Annotated in this window: 15 protein-coding genes and 1 riboswitch; of the genes, 9 read left to right on the top strand and 6 right to left on the bottom strand. The window is 45.8% G+C overall.

The features are described 5' to 3' along the window. Window positions 1-9: 9 nt before the first annotated feature. From AC6H1S_RS02120 to AC6H1S_RS02110, 3 genes are all read right to left on the bottom strand, one after another. Entirely contained in the window at window positions 10-579 is a 570-nt protein-coding gene (locus AC6H1S_RS02120) for a head GIN domain-containing protein (RefSeq protein WP_497564954.1), read from the bottom strand. Window positions 580-712: 133 nt separating this feature from the next. Further along, the gene (locus tag AC6H1S_RS02115) at window positions 713-1822 is read right to left on the bottom strand and encodes a hypothetical protein (RefSeq protein ID WP_497564953.1); all 1110 of its coding nucleotides are present in this window, start codon (window positions 1820-1822) and stop codon (window positions 713-715) included. 178 nt (window positions 1823-2000) lie between these two features. Further along, entirely contained in the window at window positions 2001-2303 is a 303-nt protein-coding gene (locus AC6H1S_RS02110; protein WP_199140571.1) for a GNAT family N-acetyltransferase, read from the bottom strand. 675 nt (window positions 2304-2978) lie between these two features. Between AC6H1S_RS02110 and AC6H1S_RS02105 the strand changes: the two genes are divergently transcribed. The 8 genes from AC6H1S_RS02105 (at window position 2979) to AC6H1S_RS02070 (ending at window position 12414) form a co-directional block, all read left to right on the top strand. Next, complete coding sequence (locus AC6H1S_RS02105) at window positions 2979-4232, top strand: efflux RND transporter periplasmic adaptor subunit (protein WP_497564952.1); 1254 nt, start codon at window positions 2979-2981, stop codon at window positions 4230-4232. Next, complete coding sequence (locus tag AC6H1S_RS02100) at window positions 4233-5693, top strand: TolC family protein (protein WP_497564951.1); 1461 nt, start codon at window positions 4233-4235, stop codon at window positions 5691-5693. It abuts the gene before it with no gap. Between the two features lie 79 nt (window positions 5694-5772). Continuing rightward, a complete protein-coding gene (locus tag AC6H1S_RS02095) occupies window positions 5773-6438 on the top strand; it encodes an ABC transporter ATP-binding protein (RefSeq protein WP_199140568.1) in 666 nt (221 codons plus the stop codon). Window positions 6439-6447: 9 nt separating this feature from the next. After that, on the top strand, window positions 6448-7686 hold the full coding sequence (locus AC6H1S_RS02090; RefSeq protein WP_497564950.1) for an ABC transporter permease: 1239 nt from the start codon (window positions 6448-6450) through the stop codon (window positions 7684-7686). Between the two features lie 24 nt (window positions 7687-7710). After that, window positions 7711-8895: an ABC transporter permease gene (locus AC6H1S_RS02085; protein WP_497564949.1), complete on the top strand. Its 1185-nt coding sequence runs from the start codon at window positions 7711-7713 to the stop codon at window positions 8893-8895. 21 nt (window positions 8896-8916) lie between these two features. Then, window positions 8917-10287: a sigma-54-dependent transcriptional regulator gene (locus AC6H1S_RS02080; RefSeq protein WP_497564948.1), complete on the top strand. Its 1371-nt coding sequence runs from the start codon at window positions 8917-8919 to the stop codon at window positions 10285-10287. Beyond that, a complete protein-coding gene (locus tag AC6H1S_RS02075; protein ID WP_497564947.1) occupies window positions 10271-11533 on the top strand; it encodes a sensor histidine kinase in 1263 nt (420 codons plus the stop codon). The genes AC6H1S_RS02080 and AC6H1S_RS02075 overlap by 17 nt, the downstream gene beginning before the upstream one ends. A 65-nt stretch (window positions 11534-11598) precedes the next feature. Beyond that, complete coding sequence (locus AC6H1S_RS02070) at window positions 11599-12414, top strand: L,D-transpeptidase family protein (protein WP_497564946.1); 816 nt, start codon at window positions 11599-11601, stop codon at window positions 12412-12414. 85 nt (window positions 12415-12499) lie between these two features. On the opposite strand, the gene AC6H1S_RS02065 is transcribed toward AC6H1S_RS02070, so the two are convergent. From AC6H1S_RS02065 to AC6H1S_RS02055, 3 genes are all read right to left on the bottom strand, one after another. Beyond that, window positions 12500-13825 (bottom strand): sulfatase-like hydrolase/transferase, encoded by a 1326-nt coding sequence (locus AC6H1S_RS02065; protein WP_497564945.1) that lies wholly within the window; start codon window positions 13823-13825, stop codon window positions 12500-12502. A 139-nt stretch (window positions 13826-13964) separates the two neighbouring features. Continuing rightward, complete coding sequence (locus tag AC6H1S_RS02060; RefSeq protein ID WP_497564944.1) at window positions 13965-14390, bottom strand: SRPBCC family protein; 426 nt, start codon at window positions 14388-14390, stop codon at window positions 13965-13967. A gap of 136 nt (window positions 14391-14526) precedes the next feature. Beyond that, window positions 14527-14886: a response regulator transcription factor gene (locus tag AC6H1S_RS02055; protein ID WP_199140560.1), complete on the bottom strand. Its 360-nt coding sequence runs from the start codon at window positions 14884-14886 to the stop codon at window positions 14527-14529. A 147-nt stretch (window positions 14887-15033) separates the two neighbouring features. Further along, a riboswitch (Fluoride riboswitch) is annotated at window positions 15034-15100 on the top strand. Between the two features lie 27 nt (window positions 15101-15127). On the opposite strand from AC6H1S_RS02055, the gene AC6H1S_RS02050 reads away from it, so the two are divergent. Continuing rightward, on the top strand, window positions 15128-16435 hold the full coding sequence (locus AC6H1S_RS02050) for a voltage-gated chloride channel family protein (RefSeq protein ID WP_497564943.1): 1308 nt from the start codon (window positions 15128-15130) through the stop codon (window positions 16433-16435). Window positions 16436-16528: the final 93 nt, after the last annotated feature.

Genomic DNA, 16528 nt, shown 5'->3' with positions numbered 1-16528 from the left:
GTTTTGTGTTTAGAATTTGATGACTTTACCCGACCCGCTAACGTTGGCTTCTACAACAGGATTACCCGCGTAGTAAACCTTGCCACTGCCACTGATGTTGGCCTTCAGCTTATCTTGGACCGTAACACGGGCATCGCCGCTACCTGATAGGCTGACCTTGGCATTTTGGCAGTTCAGTTTCTCAAAATCTACGCTTCCCGAGCCAGAAATATCAATGTCTACTTTATTGGCTGCGGCGGCTTCTTTCATCAAAACCACTGCCGAGCCGCTGATGTCTACACTCAGGAAATCGATAAGCGGAAAAGCACCACTAAGGTCTACCCGGCTGCTACCACTTAGCGAAATGCGACTCACTGTTGGCATGGTTACCGTTACCTCCACATCGTCGTGCCTCACGCTCGCCCTTTCGTAACCAACTTCGAGCTTGCCGTTGCTTACGGTAGTTTTAAAATAAGGAATCAGGTTGCTTGAGCCTTTCAGTTCAACTTTATACGTACTGCCATAAACAATATGTACAGGCGTTGAGCCACTGTTGTGCAGGGAGGCAAAAACTGCCAGATCTCTTGTTACTTCTGTCATGTTACCGTTAGCCGTCAGGTTATCCTTTTTACAAGAGCCTAAAAGAATCGAGAAGGTTGCAAGCCACAAGAGCGCTTTCGTGTTAATAAATGTTAAAACCGGTTTCATAATGGATTAGATTACAATGAATGAATTAAAAAATAACATGGACACCACCGCCATAGCCGATGTAAAGGCGCTGCAGGCGGTCAGACCCTTTGTTTTGCCACGAATGCAGGTGCTGCATATGGAGCAACTTGCCTTCGGCGGTATTGGTAGAAGTATAGTTGAAAGAAGGGCCTCCAAAAATTTCGAGGTGTTTGCCCAGTTTAAACGCAGGCAGCACTTTAAACGACGATTTGAAATAATCGCCCGCCTTGAAGTCTTCCAAATGGCTGGCTGTTAACTCTACATTGAGCCTGAATATATTGGAGGGGAAGAAGTGAGCCCCAAAGCCTGCTTCGGCTGCATACACTGCCTTTTTGTTTTTTAGGTTATAGCCAATACCCAATATGCCATACAATATCTTGCCCCCAGAGCGGAAAGTGAGCATGGTGGTTTGGCTCTCGTCGATACTCAAGCCTAGGCTTTTTTCTCCGTTTTTTACAAAGTTGAGGATACCGATTGGGCAGTCGCTGCTATCGGCCACATTGATGAAACCAGCTAGCTGTGCGCCTTTCACTTTTCTGGCCACATTGATAAAGCCGGCAATTTGTGTACCCTTAATGTCTTTGGCCACGTTGATGAAGCCCGCAAACTGTGAGGCGCGCCCATTGGTAGCGAGATTGGCAAAGCCCGCAAACTGGCCTCCTTTTAAATTTTTGGCTATATTGGCAAAACCGGCAAATTGCGTACCTTTTACTTCGCCACGCGCTACGTTGGCAAAGCCCGCCAAGGCAACGCTGCCACCCTTGCCATAAACATTGGCAAATCCGGCAAATAACGGTCCGGTAGCTTTTTTGCCGATATGGTTAGCAAAGCCCGCAAATTGCGGCCCATCAGCATGATTGAGCACAATGTTGGCCAAACCAGCGAAAGCTACGCCTTTCTCTACCGACGAGACCCCGGCAAGGAGGTGGATAGAAACATTATTGGTGTCTAATGGCGCATGTACGCCATTGCTGCTCAGTGGATAGATTAATCCGAAATGTATTTTGTTGCTGCGACTTTGAGCAAAACCCGAAAACCCAGCGCATAAAAGACTTAGCAGAACCAGGTTTCTTAAAATGAGAAGGCCATTAAAGGGGTAATTTTTGTTGATCATTTTCGTGTGATTTTAAAATGAGACAACAAAAGGCCGGCACACCCCTACGCGCTTACCGAAAAAAAATCAAAACCCAAACAATCCGCTAAAAATCAATACATTAAGAACACATCACAAACAAAAAACAGCCCAAACTCCATGGAGTTTGGGCTGTTTGCCATTAAGCGACTGACGAAATCTATTCGTCTTCATTCTTTTTCCAGATATCTTCAAAATCTTGCGGATGCCTTTTAAATTGGGCATGCACATAAGGACAAAGTGGAATGACCTTCAAGTGGTTTGTCCTTGCATAGCTTACCATAGCATTGAGCAATTGCTTGGCCAGCCCCCTTCCTTCGGCCTGTGGCACCACCTCGGTATGATATACGATCATCTCGTCGCCAGTGATGGCCAAAGCCATTTCGCCTAGCTGTTCGCCATTTTCTGTGACTACAAAAGCGCCTTGGTTACGTGCATCTAAATTCAGTTTAAGTTCTTCCATGATTTTTAAGAGATAGGTATTATGATTTGGGTTCTATGATAATTTTTCTTTGTTATGTTAACCAATTAGGACTTTTTCCCATCCATTTCCAATAGGCCATAATAGCCACAACAACTATGCCTATTCAATAAAATTTGGGGCTTCGCTTTTATCGCCGATAGCATGATCAAACAACAATGCGACTTTCCAAATCCTTGCTATAAGCTTAAACAGTTGAGCAGGCCAAAAGGATATGCTAGTTTTAGAAGGGACACAGCCCGAGTGTATGCCTGGCCAAACGGCGCAGTTAATGCCATAAACGCGATTAAACCTAGCTGGTGTGCTTAGTTTTAACCAAGAGTGGCTAAGGAGAGTCTTCATCAGATAGCGTGCTAGAGCGTAGGCGAAGATAAGGATTAGATGAAGCCTTTTGCGGTTGGTAATGTAAAAATTTAGAGCAAAAAACAAATTGGTGTTTTAACCAAAAAATAGTTTCGGCGAAATACGCCAGGTGCTATTTTTTTTCATGGAGCAAGTCTACACCAGTCACAGCATTTAGCCAGCTTTTTGTTCGATAAAAGGCAAAATGTTCGAAATCGGGCGTTTTTCGATTCTTAAAAATACATAAACATCTAATTATCAATAATTTAATATTGGCATCTTGCTTGTAAAACCTTGTTCAAAAAAAATCTATAAATGGACAAGCTCATCGAAGAAGAAGTAATCACCAAAAGAAAAAAGAAGCGTTACCTCGTGGCCGTCATCGTATTGGCCTTGTTGGTTTGCGGCATTTGGCTGGTTAGGACCTTTCTCAATCCCTCGATCAATACCAACCAGTTTACCACCGCCAAAGTAGAAATCGGCGACATCGAAAATACCATTAATGCAACCGGCGAAGTATTGCCAGAATTTGAAGAGGTATTGGCCAGTCCCATCAATGCCTCCATCAAAAACGTAGTGATGGATGCGGGCAATAAGGTAAAAGCCGGACAATCTATTTTAACGCTCGACAAATCGCAGGCCCAAACCGATTATGAAAAGCTCCAGTTTCAGATCGAATCGAAGCAGAACGAAATAGCCAAACTCAAACTCGACCTGGAAAAAAGCTTTTACGACATCAAATCGAACAACAACATCAAACAGTTGCGCATCAGCAACCTCAAAGATATGGTAGCCGGTGCACAGCGCTTGTTTAAAGCCGGAGGTGGCACCAAGGAGGAAATTGAACAGGCCCAGCTCAATCTTAAAGTAGCCGAACTCGAAAAGCAGCAACTCGAAAACGAAATCAAGAGCAAGCAGCAAACCATGAAAATCGAAATCAGGGAAGCTGAAATTGCACTAGCCATCCAACGGAACGATCTGGTCGCCTTAAAACGCAAACTCGACCTGGCCAATGTGGTAGCCAGCAGGGATGGCGTAGTAACCTGGGTAAACAAAAATATCGGCACCAGCGTACAACAAGGTGAGGCCATTGCCAGAATTGCCGACCTGAGCAGCTTTAAGGTTGCCGGCAGCATGACCGACAACCAGTTGGAGCAACTGCACAACAATATGCCGGCCATTATCCGCATCAACGATGAGCAGCTGCGCGGAACGGTAACCAACATTTCGCCTGCCATTAAAAACAGTATTGTTTCGTTCGATATCCGTTTCGACGAAAAGAACAACAAACTGTTGCGTCCTAACATGAAAGCCGATGTATTTTTGGTTACTGCGGTACACCACCAAGTAATCCGCGTGGCTAATGGCGCTACTTTTAACGGTTCTAACCTGCAGGACATTTTTGTATTGACCAGCGAAGGCAAGGCCGAACGCAGAACGGTTAAAACCGGACTCAGCAACTTCGACTATATCGAGATCGTCAATGGCCTGAAGCCCGGCGACGTCATCATCACTTCCGACATGAGCAGCTACAAGCATTCCAAAGTATTGACCATTAATAAGCCATAGATGATGAAGACTTTACTATTGGCCTTATTTTTAGCGTTTGGCTTTTCGGCCGCTGCCTTTACCGGGCCAGACACCCTGCGCCTGTCGCTGCCACAGGTGGTAGAAATGGCCAAAAGCAATTCTATTGCCGCCAAGCAAGCCATTACTGTAAAAGAAACCAAATATTGGGAGTGGCGCACGTTCAAATCCAATTACCAGCCTCAGTTGGCCTTAGAAGGCATCTTGCCGGGCTACAACAAAAGCTATACCCAAGTTTTGCAACCCAACGGTACCATTTTGTTTCAGCCGGTACACAACGACAACTCGTCGTTAACGATGAACTTTAAACAGAGCATAGCGGCCACGGGTGGCACCATTTATGGCACTACACAATTGCAGCGTTTTGCCGATTTCGATCGCCATAACGTATTGTACAATGGTATTCCCTATGGCCTGGGCTATACCCAGCCCTTGCTACAGTTCAATAGCCTGAAATGGGACAAGAAGATAGAACCCCTCAAATTCAACGAAAGCAAACAAGCCTATATCGAAGCGCAGGAAAAGATTTCGATTACCGTAACGGAGTATTTTTTCGACCTGTTATTGGCGCAGGTAAACCTGAGCATTGCCGACACCAACCTCGAAAATACGCAACGGATACTGACCATTGCCAATACCAAATTCGAACTGGGCAAAATTGCCAAAAACGAGATCCTGCAGCTGCAGCTCGAACAGCTCAACGCCCAAAAAGCCGTAGGCACGGCCAAGCGCGACATGGAAATTGCCACCCTTAACCTGCGCAGCTATATTGGCATAGAAGGCGAAGATCGCATTGTTTTAGACATGCCTACCGCGGTTAAACAAATGACCGTGGCCACCGAAAAAGTACTTGAAGAGGCTTTTGCCAACCGCTCTGATGCCATTGCCTTTGTAAGGCGCATTGCCGAAGCCAAGCGAGATGTGGCCAAAGCCAAGGGCGAAAACGGATTAACCGCAACGCTAAGAGCCAACTTGGGCTTTTCAAATGCAGCCAACAACGCTTTCGATGTGTATCGCTCGCCCAAAAGCCAGCAATCGGTACAGCTGCAGCTCTCTGTTCCTATCCTCGATTGGGGGCGCTCCAAATCGCGCAGCAAAACCGCCGAGGCCAACGAAAAATTTACCACTTATGCCGTTGAGCAGGACAAGCAGACTTTTAAGCAACAGATTGTTACGCAGGTTACACTCTTTAACATGATGAAAGAGCAATTGCAACTGACAGCAGAAGCCGAAAAAATTGCAGCCGAAAAATACAAAATTGCCAGCGAACGCTATGTATTGGGCAATCTGAGCATTACCGACCTCAGCATTGCCTTCCAGGAAAACGATCGTGCCAAGCGCGACTATGTTAGCTCGCTGAAGGACTTCTGGGGCGCCTATTACCAGTTGCGCTACCTCTCGCTTTACGACTTTGAAAAAAACCAGAAAATAACCTACCAGTGATAAATGAGTGAATGTATACACGAACCATAAACCTTAATCCTTTAACCAATTTTTAATATAAAATCATTAACTATACGACATGATACGCTTACAGAACATTGAAAAAGTTTACCGCACGGCTACGGTAGAAACCCTGGCCATCAATGGCATCAGCCTTGACATAGCCAAAGGCGAATTCTTATCTATTATGGGGCCTTCTGGCTGTGGCAAAAGTACCCTGCTTAACATTATGGGTTTGTTAGACGAGCCCTCAAAAGGAATTGTACAGATAGACAATCAGCAGATTTCGAGCTTTTCAGACCAGCAACTGGCCAAATTCAGGAACCAGAAGCTGGGCTTTATTTTCCAGAGCTACCATTTGATCAACGACCTACAGGTATTGGATAATGTAGAGCTGCCCCTGCTTTACAGAACGGCATCGGCCAAAGAGCGCCGGGTGTTGGCTACCGAAGCCTTAGAAAAAGTTGGCTTGAGCAACCGGCTCAAACACTTCCCTTCGCAGCTTTCGGGCGGGCAGCGCCAAAGGGTAGCCATTGCCCGGGCCATAGTGGGCAGGCCGCAAATCATATTGGCCGACGAGCCTACCGGTAACCTCGACAGTGCCATGGGCAACGAAATTATGAATATCCTCATTAACCTGAACCGCAACGACGGTACCACCATCGTTATGGTTACCCATGATGAAAACATGGCGCACAAAACACATCGTTTGGTGCGCTTATTTGATGGTTCTCAAGTTCAATAATCCTGTATCATGCTTAAAAATTATTTCAAAATAGCCATAGCGGTACTCAAGCGAAGAAAATTCTTCACTTTCATCAGCTTGTTCGGCATCAGTTTCACGCTCACCATTTTGATGGTAGCCACAGCGTTTTTAGACAAGGTAATCAGTGCGGGGTATCCCGACAATAAAAGAGACCGGAGCCTGTACGTGGCCACTATGGAATTCAACAACACCAAGCAAGGCTGGATCAACAGAAGCGATGTTTCGTTTTACTTTCTAGACCATTACGTAGCTACGCTGAAAACACCCGAAAAACTGGCCATTTCTTCGAGTGCGCAGGCCACCAATGCCTATATCAACAATAAAAAGATAGTTATCAATTTCAAATTCACCAATGCGGCCTACTGGGAGGTTCTAGAATACAATTTCTTGGAAGGCAAACCTTACAGCGCCCAGGAAATCGCGACGGCCAGCCAGGTAGCGGTCATTTCTGAAGATACCAAGAAGGCTTATTTTGGAGATATTCCCAGCGCATTAGGCAAATACATCCTGGTTGATAATGTCAATTACCGCGTAATTGGAGTAGTAGACAATGTAAACCGAGCCATGTACAACATCTACGGCGACGTTTACCTGCCTTACACCGTATCAAAAGCCGACTACAAAAAAGTAGACCTGATGGGGGGCTACAATGGCATTCTGCTAGCTAAAAACAAAGCTGATTTACCCAAAATCCAGGCCGAGTTCGATCAGATGATGACTAAGATACCTATTCCAGACAAGCAATTCGACAAGATGTATAGCCACGCCGACCCATTTTTTGAAAGCATGACCAGAAGGATTTTGGGCGATGGTTCCAATTCGGGAAAAAGCAAGGCACTTGCCATATTAGGCACAGTGGTATGCTTGTTCGTATTGCTGCCTACGCTCAATTTGGTGAACATTAACATTACCCGCATCATGGAGCGTTCTTCAGAAATTGGGGTTCGCAAGGCCTTTGGCGCCTCTTCCAAAACACTGGTCTATCAGTTTATCGTAGAGAACCTCATCCTAACCCTGCTGGGAGGCCTCATCGGCATTGTTTTGTCGGTATTGATTATTTATGCGATTAACGATTCGCAACTGATTCCCAACCTTAACCTCACTTTCAACCTCAAGGTTTTAGGCTATAGCTTGCTGGCCTGCTTGTTTTTTGGGCTTATTTCTGGCGTATACCCAGCTTGGCGCATGTCGAGGTTAAACGTAGTTACAGCATTAAAAGCCCAATAACATCAACCATTAAAAGAAATTATCATGTTTAAGCATTTATTCAAATTATTGTGGAACAAAAAGAAACAAAACTTCTTGTTCCTCTCAGAAATACTGGTGTCTTTTTTGGTCATCTTTACCGTATGCTCTTTTTTGGTATTCTACTACCAAAACTACAGTAGGCCTATGGGCTTCGAATACAAGCAGGTATGGCCCATCAGCTACAGCAATGTGCCCCAGTTTAAAACTGCCGATTCGGCCATTGCCTATTTCGAAAACCTGCGCCAAGGCATAAAGGCCATGCCCAACGTAGAGGCCGTTAGCTTTGCCAGCAGCAACTATCCTTTTTCTAACAGCACCATGAGTACGGGCATTCACTACAAAGGCAAGAAATACGACCGGGTAAACCATTACGAGGTAGACCAAGAATACAACAAGGTAATGACCGTCAGTTTGCTGGAAGGCAGATGGTTCAACGCCAATGATGCCATTAGCAAAGACAAACCCATACTAATCAATGAAACGCTAAAAACAGCCATGTTTGGCGACCGTCCAGCCACTGGGCAACTGATTGGCGATTACGATGACAAGGAAAAAATGAAGGTTATCGGGGTAATGAAAGACATCAAAGCCAACGGCGATTACTGGCCCGCAGGCAACGCCATGTTTGTACCGACTGATACGGCGACCAGCAGATGGCAAAACAACATCCTGGTAAAAGTTAAACCGGGCTCCGATGCCGCTTTTGAGGGCAAACTCAACAAGTTTTTGGCCAATTACATGAAAAACTCGACCATAGAAATTTCACATTTGGACCAGATGCGGGATTCGAAAAATTCGGAAACCGTTATCCCCATGATTATTTTTATCATCGTGGCCAGCTTCTTGGTCATCAATGTAGCCTTGGGTTTGTTCGGGGTACTTTGGTACAACATCAACAAGCGTAAAGGCGAGATCGGTCTGCGTCGTGCCATTGGCGCCAGTGGCAAATCGGTAGCTTACCAGCTAGTTGGCGAATCGCTCATTCTGGCTACCATGGCTTTGATCGTAGGTTGTTTCTTTGCGGTTCAGTTTCCTTTGCTCCATGTATTCAACCTGCCGGCCAATGTTTATATCATGGCCATGCTGTTGTCTATCAGTTTTATTTATTTGCTTGTTTTTATCTGTTCGCTTTATCCGGGCAAACAGGCCGCCACCATACATCCGGCAATTGCATTGCATGAAGATTAATTCATTATCTTAACTTCGCGTATGATCTTAATTGTTGACGACGACATTGCGGTTAGAACCTCTTTGCTCTTATTGTTGCAGAACCATAAGTACGAAGCCATCGGTGCCGAAAGTGCCGGCAAGGCCTTAAAAATAATAAACCAGCAAACGCCCGAGCTCGTTATCCTCGACCTGAATTTTTCTATAGATACTTCTGGAAAGGAAGGGATGGCCCTGCTCAAAAAAATAAGAGAGAACCATACCATGCCCGTGCTACTCATTACCGGCTGGGGCAGCATAGCATTGGCCGTTGAAGGCATGAAATTAGGTGCGAATGATTTCATTAATAAGCCTTGGAACAACGACCATCTGCTCCAGTCGGTAAAAACACTGCTGAGCCTGCAAAACCAGCAGCCTGCACCACAAAACCGCAAGCAGTTAGACAAACAATATAACTTTAAGCAGCTGATTGGCGAAGATGCGCGAATGATTGCCATTTTAGAAACCATTGGCCGTGTGGCCGCCACCGATGCTTCGGTACTGATTACCGGCGAAAGCGGCACGGGCAAGGAACTGATTGCCGAAGCCATCCACGAAAACAGCAAAAGAGCAAATAAACCCTTTGTAAAAGTAAATTTGGGTGGCATTTCTGCTTCTCTTTTCGAAAGCGAAATGTTTGGCCATATTAGAGGAGCCTTTACCGATGCCCGTTTTGACAGAGCCGGACGCTTTGAACTGGCCAATAAAGGCACTATATTTTTAGACGAAATTGGCGACTTGGAAAGTGGCAGCCAAGTGAAGCTATTGCGGGTACTGCAAGACAGAACTTATGAAGTGCTAGGCAGCAGCCGCACCAAAACAGTAGATGTACGGGTAGTTTGTGCCACCAACAAAAACCTGAACGAATTAGTTGCGAAAGGCCTTTTTAGGGAAGACCTCCTCTACCGCATCAATTTAATCCACATCCATTTGCCTCCACTAAGAGAACGCCAAGGCGACATCCCCCTACTGGTCGGTTTTTTTATTGGCAACATGAAGGAAATTTACGGAAGGTCCAATTTGTCAGTAGCTCCCGCCGCCATGAAGTGGCTGCAAAAGCTCCAGCTTCCAGGCAACATCAGGCAACTGAAAAACTTGATCGAACGAACGGTACTGGTTAGCGGCAACGAGGTGCTTAACATTGAAGATTTCCAGTCGCAACTGGAGCTTTCGCCGGTTCAAAAAGACAAAAATCAATTACCAGGCGTGGGCACCATGACTTTGGAAGAAATGGAAGAGGGCATGGTGCGACAAGCCATGAGTTTTCATAAAAACAGAATCAGCAAGGCCGCAGCGGCCTTGGGCATTACCCGCAATGCGCTTTACCGCCGTTTAGAAAAATACCAAATCCCATTTAATGAGGCTGAAGATTAAATATATCGCGTTCATCATGATCATTCACCTGGTAGCCCTGGTTTTAAGCTATTTGGTGTTCGAAAAAGACAAGCTCATCTTCATGATAGCCGAAATACTGGTTATTTTTTCCATTCTCATTGCCCTTAGCCTGTACCAGCAGCTCATCAGGCCTTTAAACTATCTGCAAGAAGGCATCAATGCCATCAAAGACCGCGACTTTACAGTCAAGTTTCTGCCCACCGGCAAAAAAGAAGTCGATTCGCTGATTGGCGTTTACAACCAGATGATCGATGAGCTGCGCCAGGAAAGAACAAGGCAGGAAGAACAGCATTTTTTCTTGGAAAAGCTAATCCATACCTCTCCTACTGGCATTATTATTTTAGATTACGATCGTCAGGTTAAACAGATCAACCCCAAAGCTGAAGAAATTTTAAATGCCAATCCCGAAATACTGCATAAATATGTACACCAACTCCAGGTTGGCACGGCCAAAATTATCCGCGTGCAGGGCCTCAGGACTTACAAGCTACAGAAATCTCATTTTATAGATCGTGGTTTTGAAAGGGTTTTCATTTTGCTGGAAGAGGTAACAACCGAGATACTTGAAACCGAGAAGAAAGTATACAGCAAAGTCATCAGGATGATGGCCCACGAAGTGAACAACACCATCGGGCCGGTAAATTCGATCATCAGCACCGCTCTACAAACCCAAGACCTTTGGCAAAACGCGGCACACCCCCCATTGCAAAATGCACTTGAAATAGCTTTAGACCGAAACCAGAACCTGAACCTGTTTATGCGCAACCTGGCCGATTTGGTAAAACTGACAGCCGTAAACCGCCAGCAAGTCGACCTATCGGCACTGCTCAGGTCTATTGCGCAGCTGCTGCATTTCAATGCTACGCAAAGAGGCATCGTTTTCCAATTCGACCTTCCAGAAGCTCCTTTTTATATCCAGGCAGATATGCCGCAGATGGAACAGGCCCTGCTCAACATCGTAAAAAATGCCACCGAAGCTGTCAACGAAAACGGATTAATCAAGTTCATGCTTTTCGCAGCGGAGAAAAAACTCATCATTGCCGATAACGGGCCCGGCATTTCGGAAGAACACAGCGAACAGCTGTTCAGTCCTTTTTTCAGCACGAAGAAGGATGGCCAAGGCATTGGCTTAACTTTGGTCAGGGAAATTTTATTGAACCATGGCTATGAGTTCTCCCTCAAAACCATTGGCCCAGGCCAAACCTACTTTACCATCTACTTTTAAAAAATATTTCAAAAAACTATAAAGTTAGTTACAGTTTGGTTAACTTTATTTCAAAGGTTTAAGACATGAAATATGCTGGCGTTTTTTTATTGCTCGCCTTGATGGCTGGCACTTGGATTTGGCTACTGGCAAAAGACCCTGTAACTGCCCAAACTACCCCTACTGAAACCCTATGGAGCGATTCGCTTTTACAATACCTGCCCAAAAGCATAGATAGCAGTATTTTGGTGGAAGACAATCAAGGCAATCAGCTCAAGTTTAAACAATACATTGCTCCCCTTTTTAATCAGGAGGCGATGATTTACCAAGACAATGGCCAATGGAAACTGCAACGTTTTAACGAAAGCGCAATGGATTCGCTCAGAAAAGACGATTACGCCGTCGCAAGATCGGCCAGGTGGGAAGCCTATAGAAATCGGAATACAAGCAAGGCCTGGTCCGACAAACTAAAAGACATTGCCAACATGCTGGCCCTGGGCGATCATGTACTGGTTTTAAAAAGCCAAAGAAAATTACTGGTGAGCCGAAACGGCATTAAGCTTTTAGAACTGCCCATTAACCTGGGCTGGTCGCCGGTGGGCAACAAGGTAAGCGATGGCGATGGGAAAACACCCGAAGGAATTTATCACCTAGACTTGAAAACCGAACGCAACGACAACTTCTATAAAAGCATCTGGATTTCCTACCCCAATGCCGAAGATAAGCTCATAGCTAAAAAAAGGGGTGTTAAGCCAGGAGTCGGCATCATGATCCATGGCACAACGCCTGCCAAAAAGAACGCCAAAGATTGGACGGCAGGTTGCATTGCCCTATCCAATCAGGACATTGACAGCTTGTTTACCCACATTGGCCCAGGAGCCAGCATAGAAATCCGCAAATAGGCAAAAACAATGGCTAAGGTACGGTTTTTATGCCCGCGCTTAGCCTGCCCCATGCTATTGGTTTTTAATCTGGTTGCCTCAATAATCAATTTTTCCCATATGGGTATTGGTCTAGTTTAGCCGTAAGCCTGGCCGTAAGTTCAGGATAATCGCTTTTCAGGTTCACGCGTTCTGCCGGGTCGGCCTCGAGGTTATACAATTCGATAGTCGTTTCATCTTTTTCTTTGATGCGTCGAAGCTTCCAAATGCCATCCCTTACCGCTTCGGGTACGCCATTGTTTACATAATAAAATGGTTGGTGCGCCACCGCACGCTTGCCGGTAAGCAGGTTGCTCACATTTTCGCCATCCAAGGTTTGGCCCTTAGGCAGGGTACTGCCCGTAATGCTAGCCAAGGTTGGCAAAATATCCAAACAAGTCAATGGTTTTTTCAATACACTGGGCTGCGTTTGTCCGGCCCAGTAAAAAATAAAGGGAACTCGGTCGCCACCCTCATAAGTAGTGCCTTTGCTGCCCCTAAAAATTCCGGCGTAACCGGCGTGGTTGCGTTTGGTCACATGGTCTTCGCTCATCCTGTCGGGATAGTTTGACCAAGGGCCGTTATCGCTCGAAAAAATAAAGATGGTGTTCTTGGCAAAGCCCTGTTGCTCAATGGCCTTCCAAACCGCCGCAATGCTTTTGTCCATTTCGTTGATCACAAAGCCCAGTTCGCCACCTTTTTCGCTATTGTTCTTGTTCTTCTGCGCAGCAAACCAAACCGGCAAATGGGGCATGTTGTAAGCCAGGTACAGAAAGAAAGGCTGGTTTGCTTTTTGTTTTTTGATAAAGCTGATGGCCTCCTTGCCGTATAAATTGGTTAATGAACTATCGGCCGGCTGTATAATTTCGGCTTTGTTGCCCCGATAAATTTTTAAGGTCGAATCTGTTTTTACGTAAGGCGTGTGGTAATCGTGGCTGTACAACATGCCATAATAGTTTTGAAAGCCCTGTTGCATGGGCAGGTTTTCGTAATGATCGCCTAAATGCCACTTGCCCACCATAGCTGTTTTGTAGCCGTTTGCCCTAAGCATTTCGGCCAGGGTCACTTCGGCCGCGGCCAGTCCCTGTTTTTGGCCCGGCGCCAAGGGCGATGGAATATCGAAACGGGTGGGGTATCTTCCGGTAAGCAAGCTGCCACGCGATGGCGAACACGAGGGCGAAGTAACCGCATAATTGGTGGCTTTTATGCCTTTGGCCGCCATTTGGTCTAAAAATGGGGTTTCGATTACCGGATTGCCATAGCAGGATAAATCGGCATAGCCCAAATCATCGGCCAAAATAAGTACAATATTGGGGCGTTGCTGGGCAACAACAAGCTGCGTTAAGCCCGCAAAGAGGAATAGAAAGCCTCCTTTTAATAGGTTGTTGATCATGGTAAATGGTTAAGGATAGATTCTAGCGCTAAAGTTAATCCTTATTTTCTATTTTACCACTTTCTATCGAGTTAGATTGGCATAAGACCTGCCTTAGCCCTAAGCAGCCAAGGCAGATTGTGCCTGATGTGCGCTTAAACTAAAGCTGTTCTGTATATTTCTTAAAGTTGTCTAAAATCGCCTGCCAGCCACCTTGCTGCATTTCGATGGGATTGGTATCTTCCGGGTCGAATGTTTCGGTTACCTTGGTACTGATCCCCAAATCTTCGAAAACAATTTTCACTTTGCGGCCATCTTCCATGGCATAGGCAATTAATTGGCGGGGTTCTACCTCGCTGTAAACGCCACCGAAATCAAAACTAAAGCTACCGTCTTTGGCGGCCATGGTGGTTTTAAATTTTCCATCCTTGCGCAGGTCGTTCTCGGCATAAGGCGCATGCCAATCAGGCGAGGCTTGGCACCACTGGGTAATGTGCGCTGGTTCGTTCCACGAATTCCAGACTTTTGCAATAGGCGCATTGATAACGGCGCTAACAGTAATTGGGTTTTTGGTTGCAGTTTCCATGTTCAAATTATTTTTGTGTTTTTTAATCGTTATTGGATAAAGCAAAGTTAGTGCAAGCCAGTAACACCAGACAAGGGCAAATCTGACAAATATAGGGTGGAAAAGCACGCAAAGAGACAGGGAGATTGAGCTCTAGCTATTCGAGGTAACGTTCTACCCGATGCTGAAAATCGTCGATATTAAAAGGCTTGCCGATAAAATCTTCGGCGCAGGCATCTTTATAAACCATTTTTTTATCGGCGTTGGCCGACATGATGATAACGGGCACCTGCGTGAACTTCTGACTCGATTTCAGTTCCTTGCAAACTTCTATGCCGTTGCCATCGGGCAACATCACATCCAACACAATTACATCTGGAACGGCCCGTTGCATCGCGAGATGAAAAGCCGCCACATTAGGACAAATGGTAACCTCATAAGTTTCGCCGCTCAAGATGTATCCAATCAGTTCTCCTATATCTTCGTTATCTTCAACAACGTAAACCTGTTTTTTCATAGCTATTAGATACAACAAAGCTGAGGGGCTACTGTTTAAAAAAAAGCAAGAAAATATTGACAACTAGCGTGTTAAAAATAAGTTGAGCCAAAAACAAAGGTTAATTTTAAACTATTTATTTAACTTTCTCCCCGCAAGTTTATAAATTTGTGGCAAGGAAATGGTGTCTTCCTAATTGAACCGCCCTAAAAACGCTGATGACGCCTGGTTATGGATGTTAAAACATTTAATCAGGATTGTTATGCCCTTTAAAACAGAAAAGACCATCAGCCAAAAAACCCGCTTGCAATTTCGCTTATGCTTCAGGAAGTACCCTGCCCTGCCCTATTTACTCAAATGGCTTTTCATTTGTGCCATCATCGGCATCATGGTAGGATCGGCTTCGGCTGGCTTTCTGCAATCGCTTAATTGGGTAACCGCTTACCGCGAAAACCATGTTTGGCTCATTGCGTTGCTGCCTCTTGCAGGCCTGCTCATTGGTTTGCTCTATCATCATTACGGAAAGGATGTGGAAGCGGGCAATAACCTGCTCATCCAAACCTACCATCGTCCGCAACAAACCATTCCCTTTAAAATGGCACCCTTTGTTTACCTGGGCACCTTGGCAACGCATTTGTTCGGCGGATCTGCAGGCCGTGAAGGCACTGCCCTGCAAATGGCCGGCGCCCTAAGCGATCAGCTCTGCAAACCTTTTAAACTAAGCCCAGCCGACAGGCAAACGCTGCTGGTGGCTGCCGTAGCGGCAGGCTTTGGCTCTGTTTTCGGTACCCCTTTGGCCGGTGCCATTTTTGGCCTCGAACTTTTCCTGATCGGCAAATTAAAATACGATGCCATTTTTCCGGCATTTATGGCGGCTATACTGGCCAACCTGACTACCCAATGGTGGCAGGTACATCATACCACTTACCAGATGGGCGATATTCCGCGCCTTGCGTTGTTGCCCATGGGCTATGCCCTACTGGCCGGTTTGGCTTTTGGGCTTTGTGCAGCTGCCTTTAGCAAACTGATGCATTGGGCGAGTACTGCCTTTAAAAAGTTCATCAAATATCCGCCACTTAGGCCCGTTGCTGGAGGCCTTATGGTAGCCTCGGCCGTTTGGGCTTTAGGCCATACCCAATACATTGGCCTAGGCATTCCTACCATTGTTGGTGCTTTCCAGGCACCATTGGGTTTTGAGGTATTTGCCCTTAAAATGGCTTTTACCGTTATAACGCTAGCGGCAGGCTTTAAAGGTGGCGAAGTAACACCACTGTTTTTTATTGGCGCGGCGCTGGGCAGCGCACTTTCCTTTTGGTTGCCCCTACCTGTTGGCCTCCTAGCCGGGATGGGTTTTGTAGCGGTATTTGCTGGGGCCACCAATACGCCTCTGGCCTGTACGGTAATGGCTATTGAATTGTTCGGGTCAGATTGTGGCGTTTATGCTGCATTGGCTTGTGTAACCGCTTACCTCATTTCTGGCCATACGGGAATCTATCGTGGACAGGTAATCGGCGAGGCCAAAAACACCCGATTCAAGCGCTATAACAATAAGCGCTTGGAAGATCTCTAGGCCTCAGGCAAGCCACTAGCAGGCAACAAATTAGCTGAAATTAAATTTGTAGATTACTAATAAATTTAGTAATTTAGTTTCCCAATCCTAATT

Source organism: Pedobacter sp. TM02, assembly GCF_059705275.1.
Note: the sequence above shows the minus strand (reverse complement) of the source record. Positions and strands in the feature narration are given on the sequence as shown.

Bases quoted from the DNA above. Each gene is read 5' to 3' on its own strand.
- AC6H1S_RS02120 (WP_497564954.1), bottom strand. From the start codon at position 579: ATGACAGAAGTAACAAGAGATCTGGCAGTTTTTGCCTCCCTGCACAAC.
- AC6H1S_RS02115 (WP_497564953.1), bottom strand. From the start codon at position 1,822: ATGATCAACAAAAATTACCCCTTTAATGGCCTTCTCATTTTAAGAAAC.
- AC6H1S_RS02110 (WP_199140571.1), bottom strand. From the start codon at position 2,303: ATGGAAGAACTTAAACTGAATTTAGATGCACGTAACCAAGGCGCTTTT.
- AC6H1S_RS02105 (WP_497564952.1), top strand. From the start codon at position 2,979: ATGGACAAGCTCATCGAAGAAGAAGTAATCACCAAAAGAAAAAAGAAG.
- AC6H1S_RS02100 (WP_497564951.1), top strand. From the start codon at position 4,233: ATGATGAAGACTTTACTATTGGCCTTATTTTTAGCGTTTGGCTTTTCG.
- AC6H1S_RS02095 (WP_199140568.1), top strand. From the start codon at position 5,773: ATGATACGCTTACAGAACATTGAAAAAGTTTACCGCACGGCTACGGTA.
- AC6H1S_RS02090 (WP_497564950.1), top strand. From the start codon at position 6,448: ATGCTTAAAAATTATTTCAAAATAGCCATAGCGGTACTCAAGCGAAGA.
- AC6H1S_RS02085 (WP_497564949.1), top strand. From the start codon at position 7,711: ATGTTTAAGCATTTATTCAAATTATTGTGGAACAAAAAGAAACAAAAC.
- AC6H1S_RS02080 (WP_497564948.1), top strand. From the start codon at position 8,917: ATGATCTTAATTGTTGACGACGACATTGCGGTTAGAACCTCTTTGCTC.
- AC6H1S_RS02075 (WP_497564947.1), top strand. From the start codon at position 10,271: ATGAGGCTGAAGATTAAATATATCGCGTTCATCATGATCATTCACCTG.
- AC6H1S_RS02070 (WP_497564946.1), top strand. From the start codon at position 11,599: ATGAAATATGCTGGCGTTTTTTTATTGCTCGCCTTGATGGCTGGCACT.
- AC6H1S_RS02065 (WP_497564945.1), bottom strand. From the start codon at position 13,825: ATGATCAACAACCTATTAAAAGGAGGCTTTCTATTCCTCTTTGCGGGC.
- AC6H1S_RS02060 (WP_497564944.1), bottom strand. From the start codon at position 14,390: ATGGAAACTGCAACCAAAAACCCAATTACTGTTAGCGCCGTTATCAAT.
- AC6H1S_RS02055 (WP_199140560.1), bottom strand. From the start codon at position 14,886: ATGAAAAAACAGGTTTACGTTGTTGAAGATAACGAAGATATAGGAGAA.
- AC6H1S_RS02050 (WP_497564943.1), top strand. From the start codon at position 15,128: ATGCCCTTTAAAACAGAAAAGACCATCAGCCAAAAAACCCGCTTGCAA.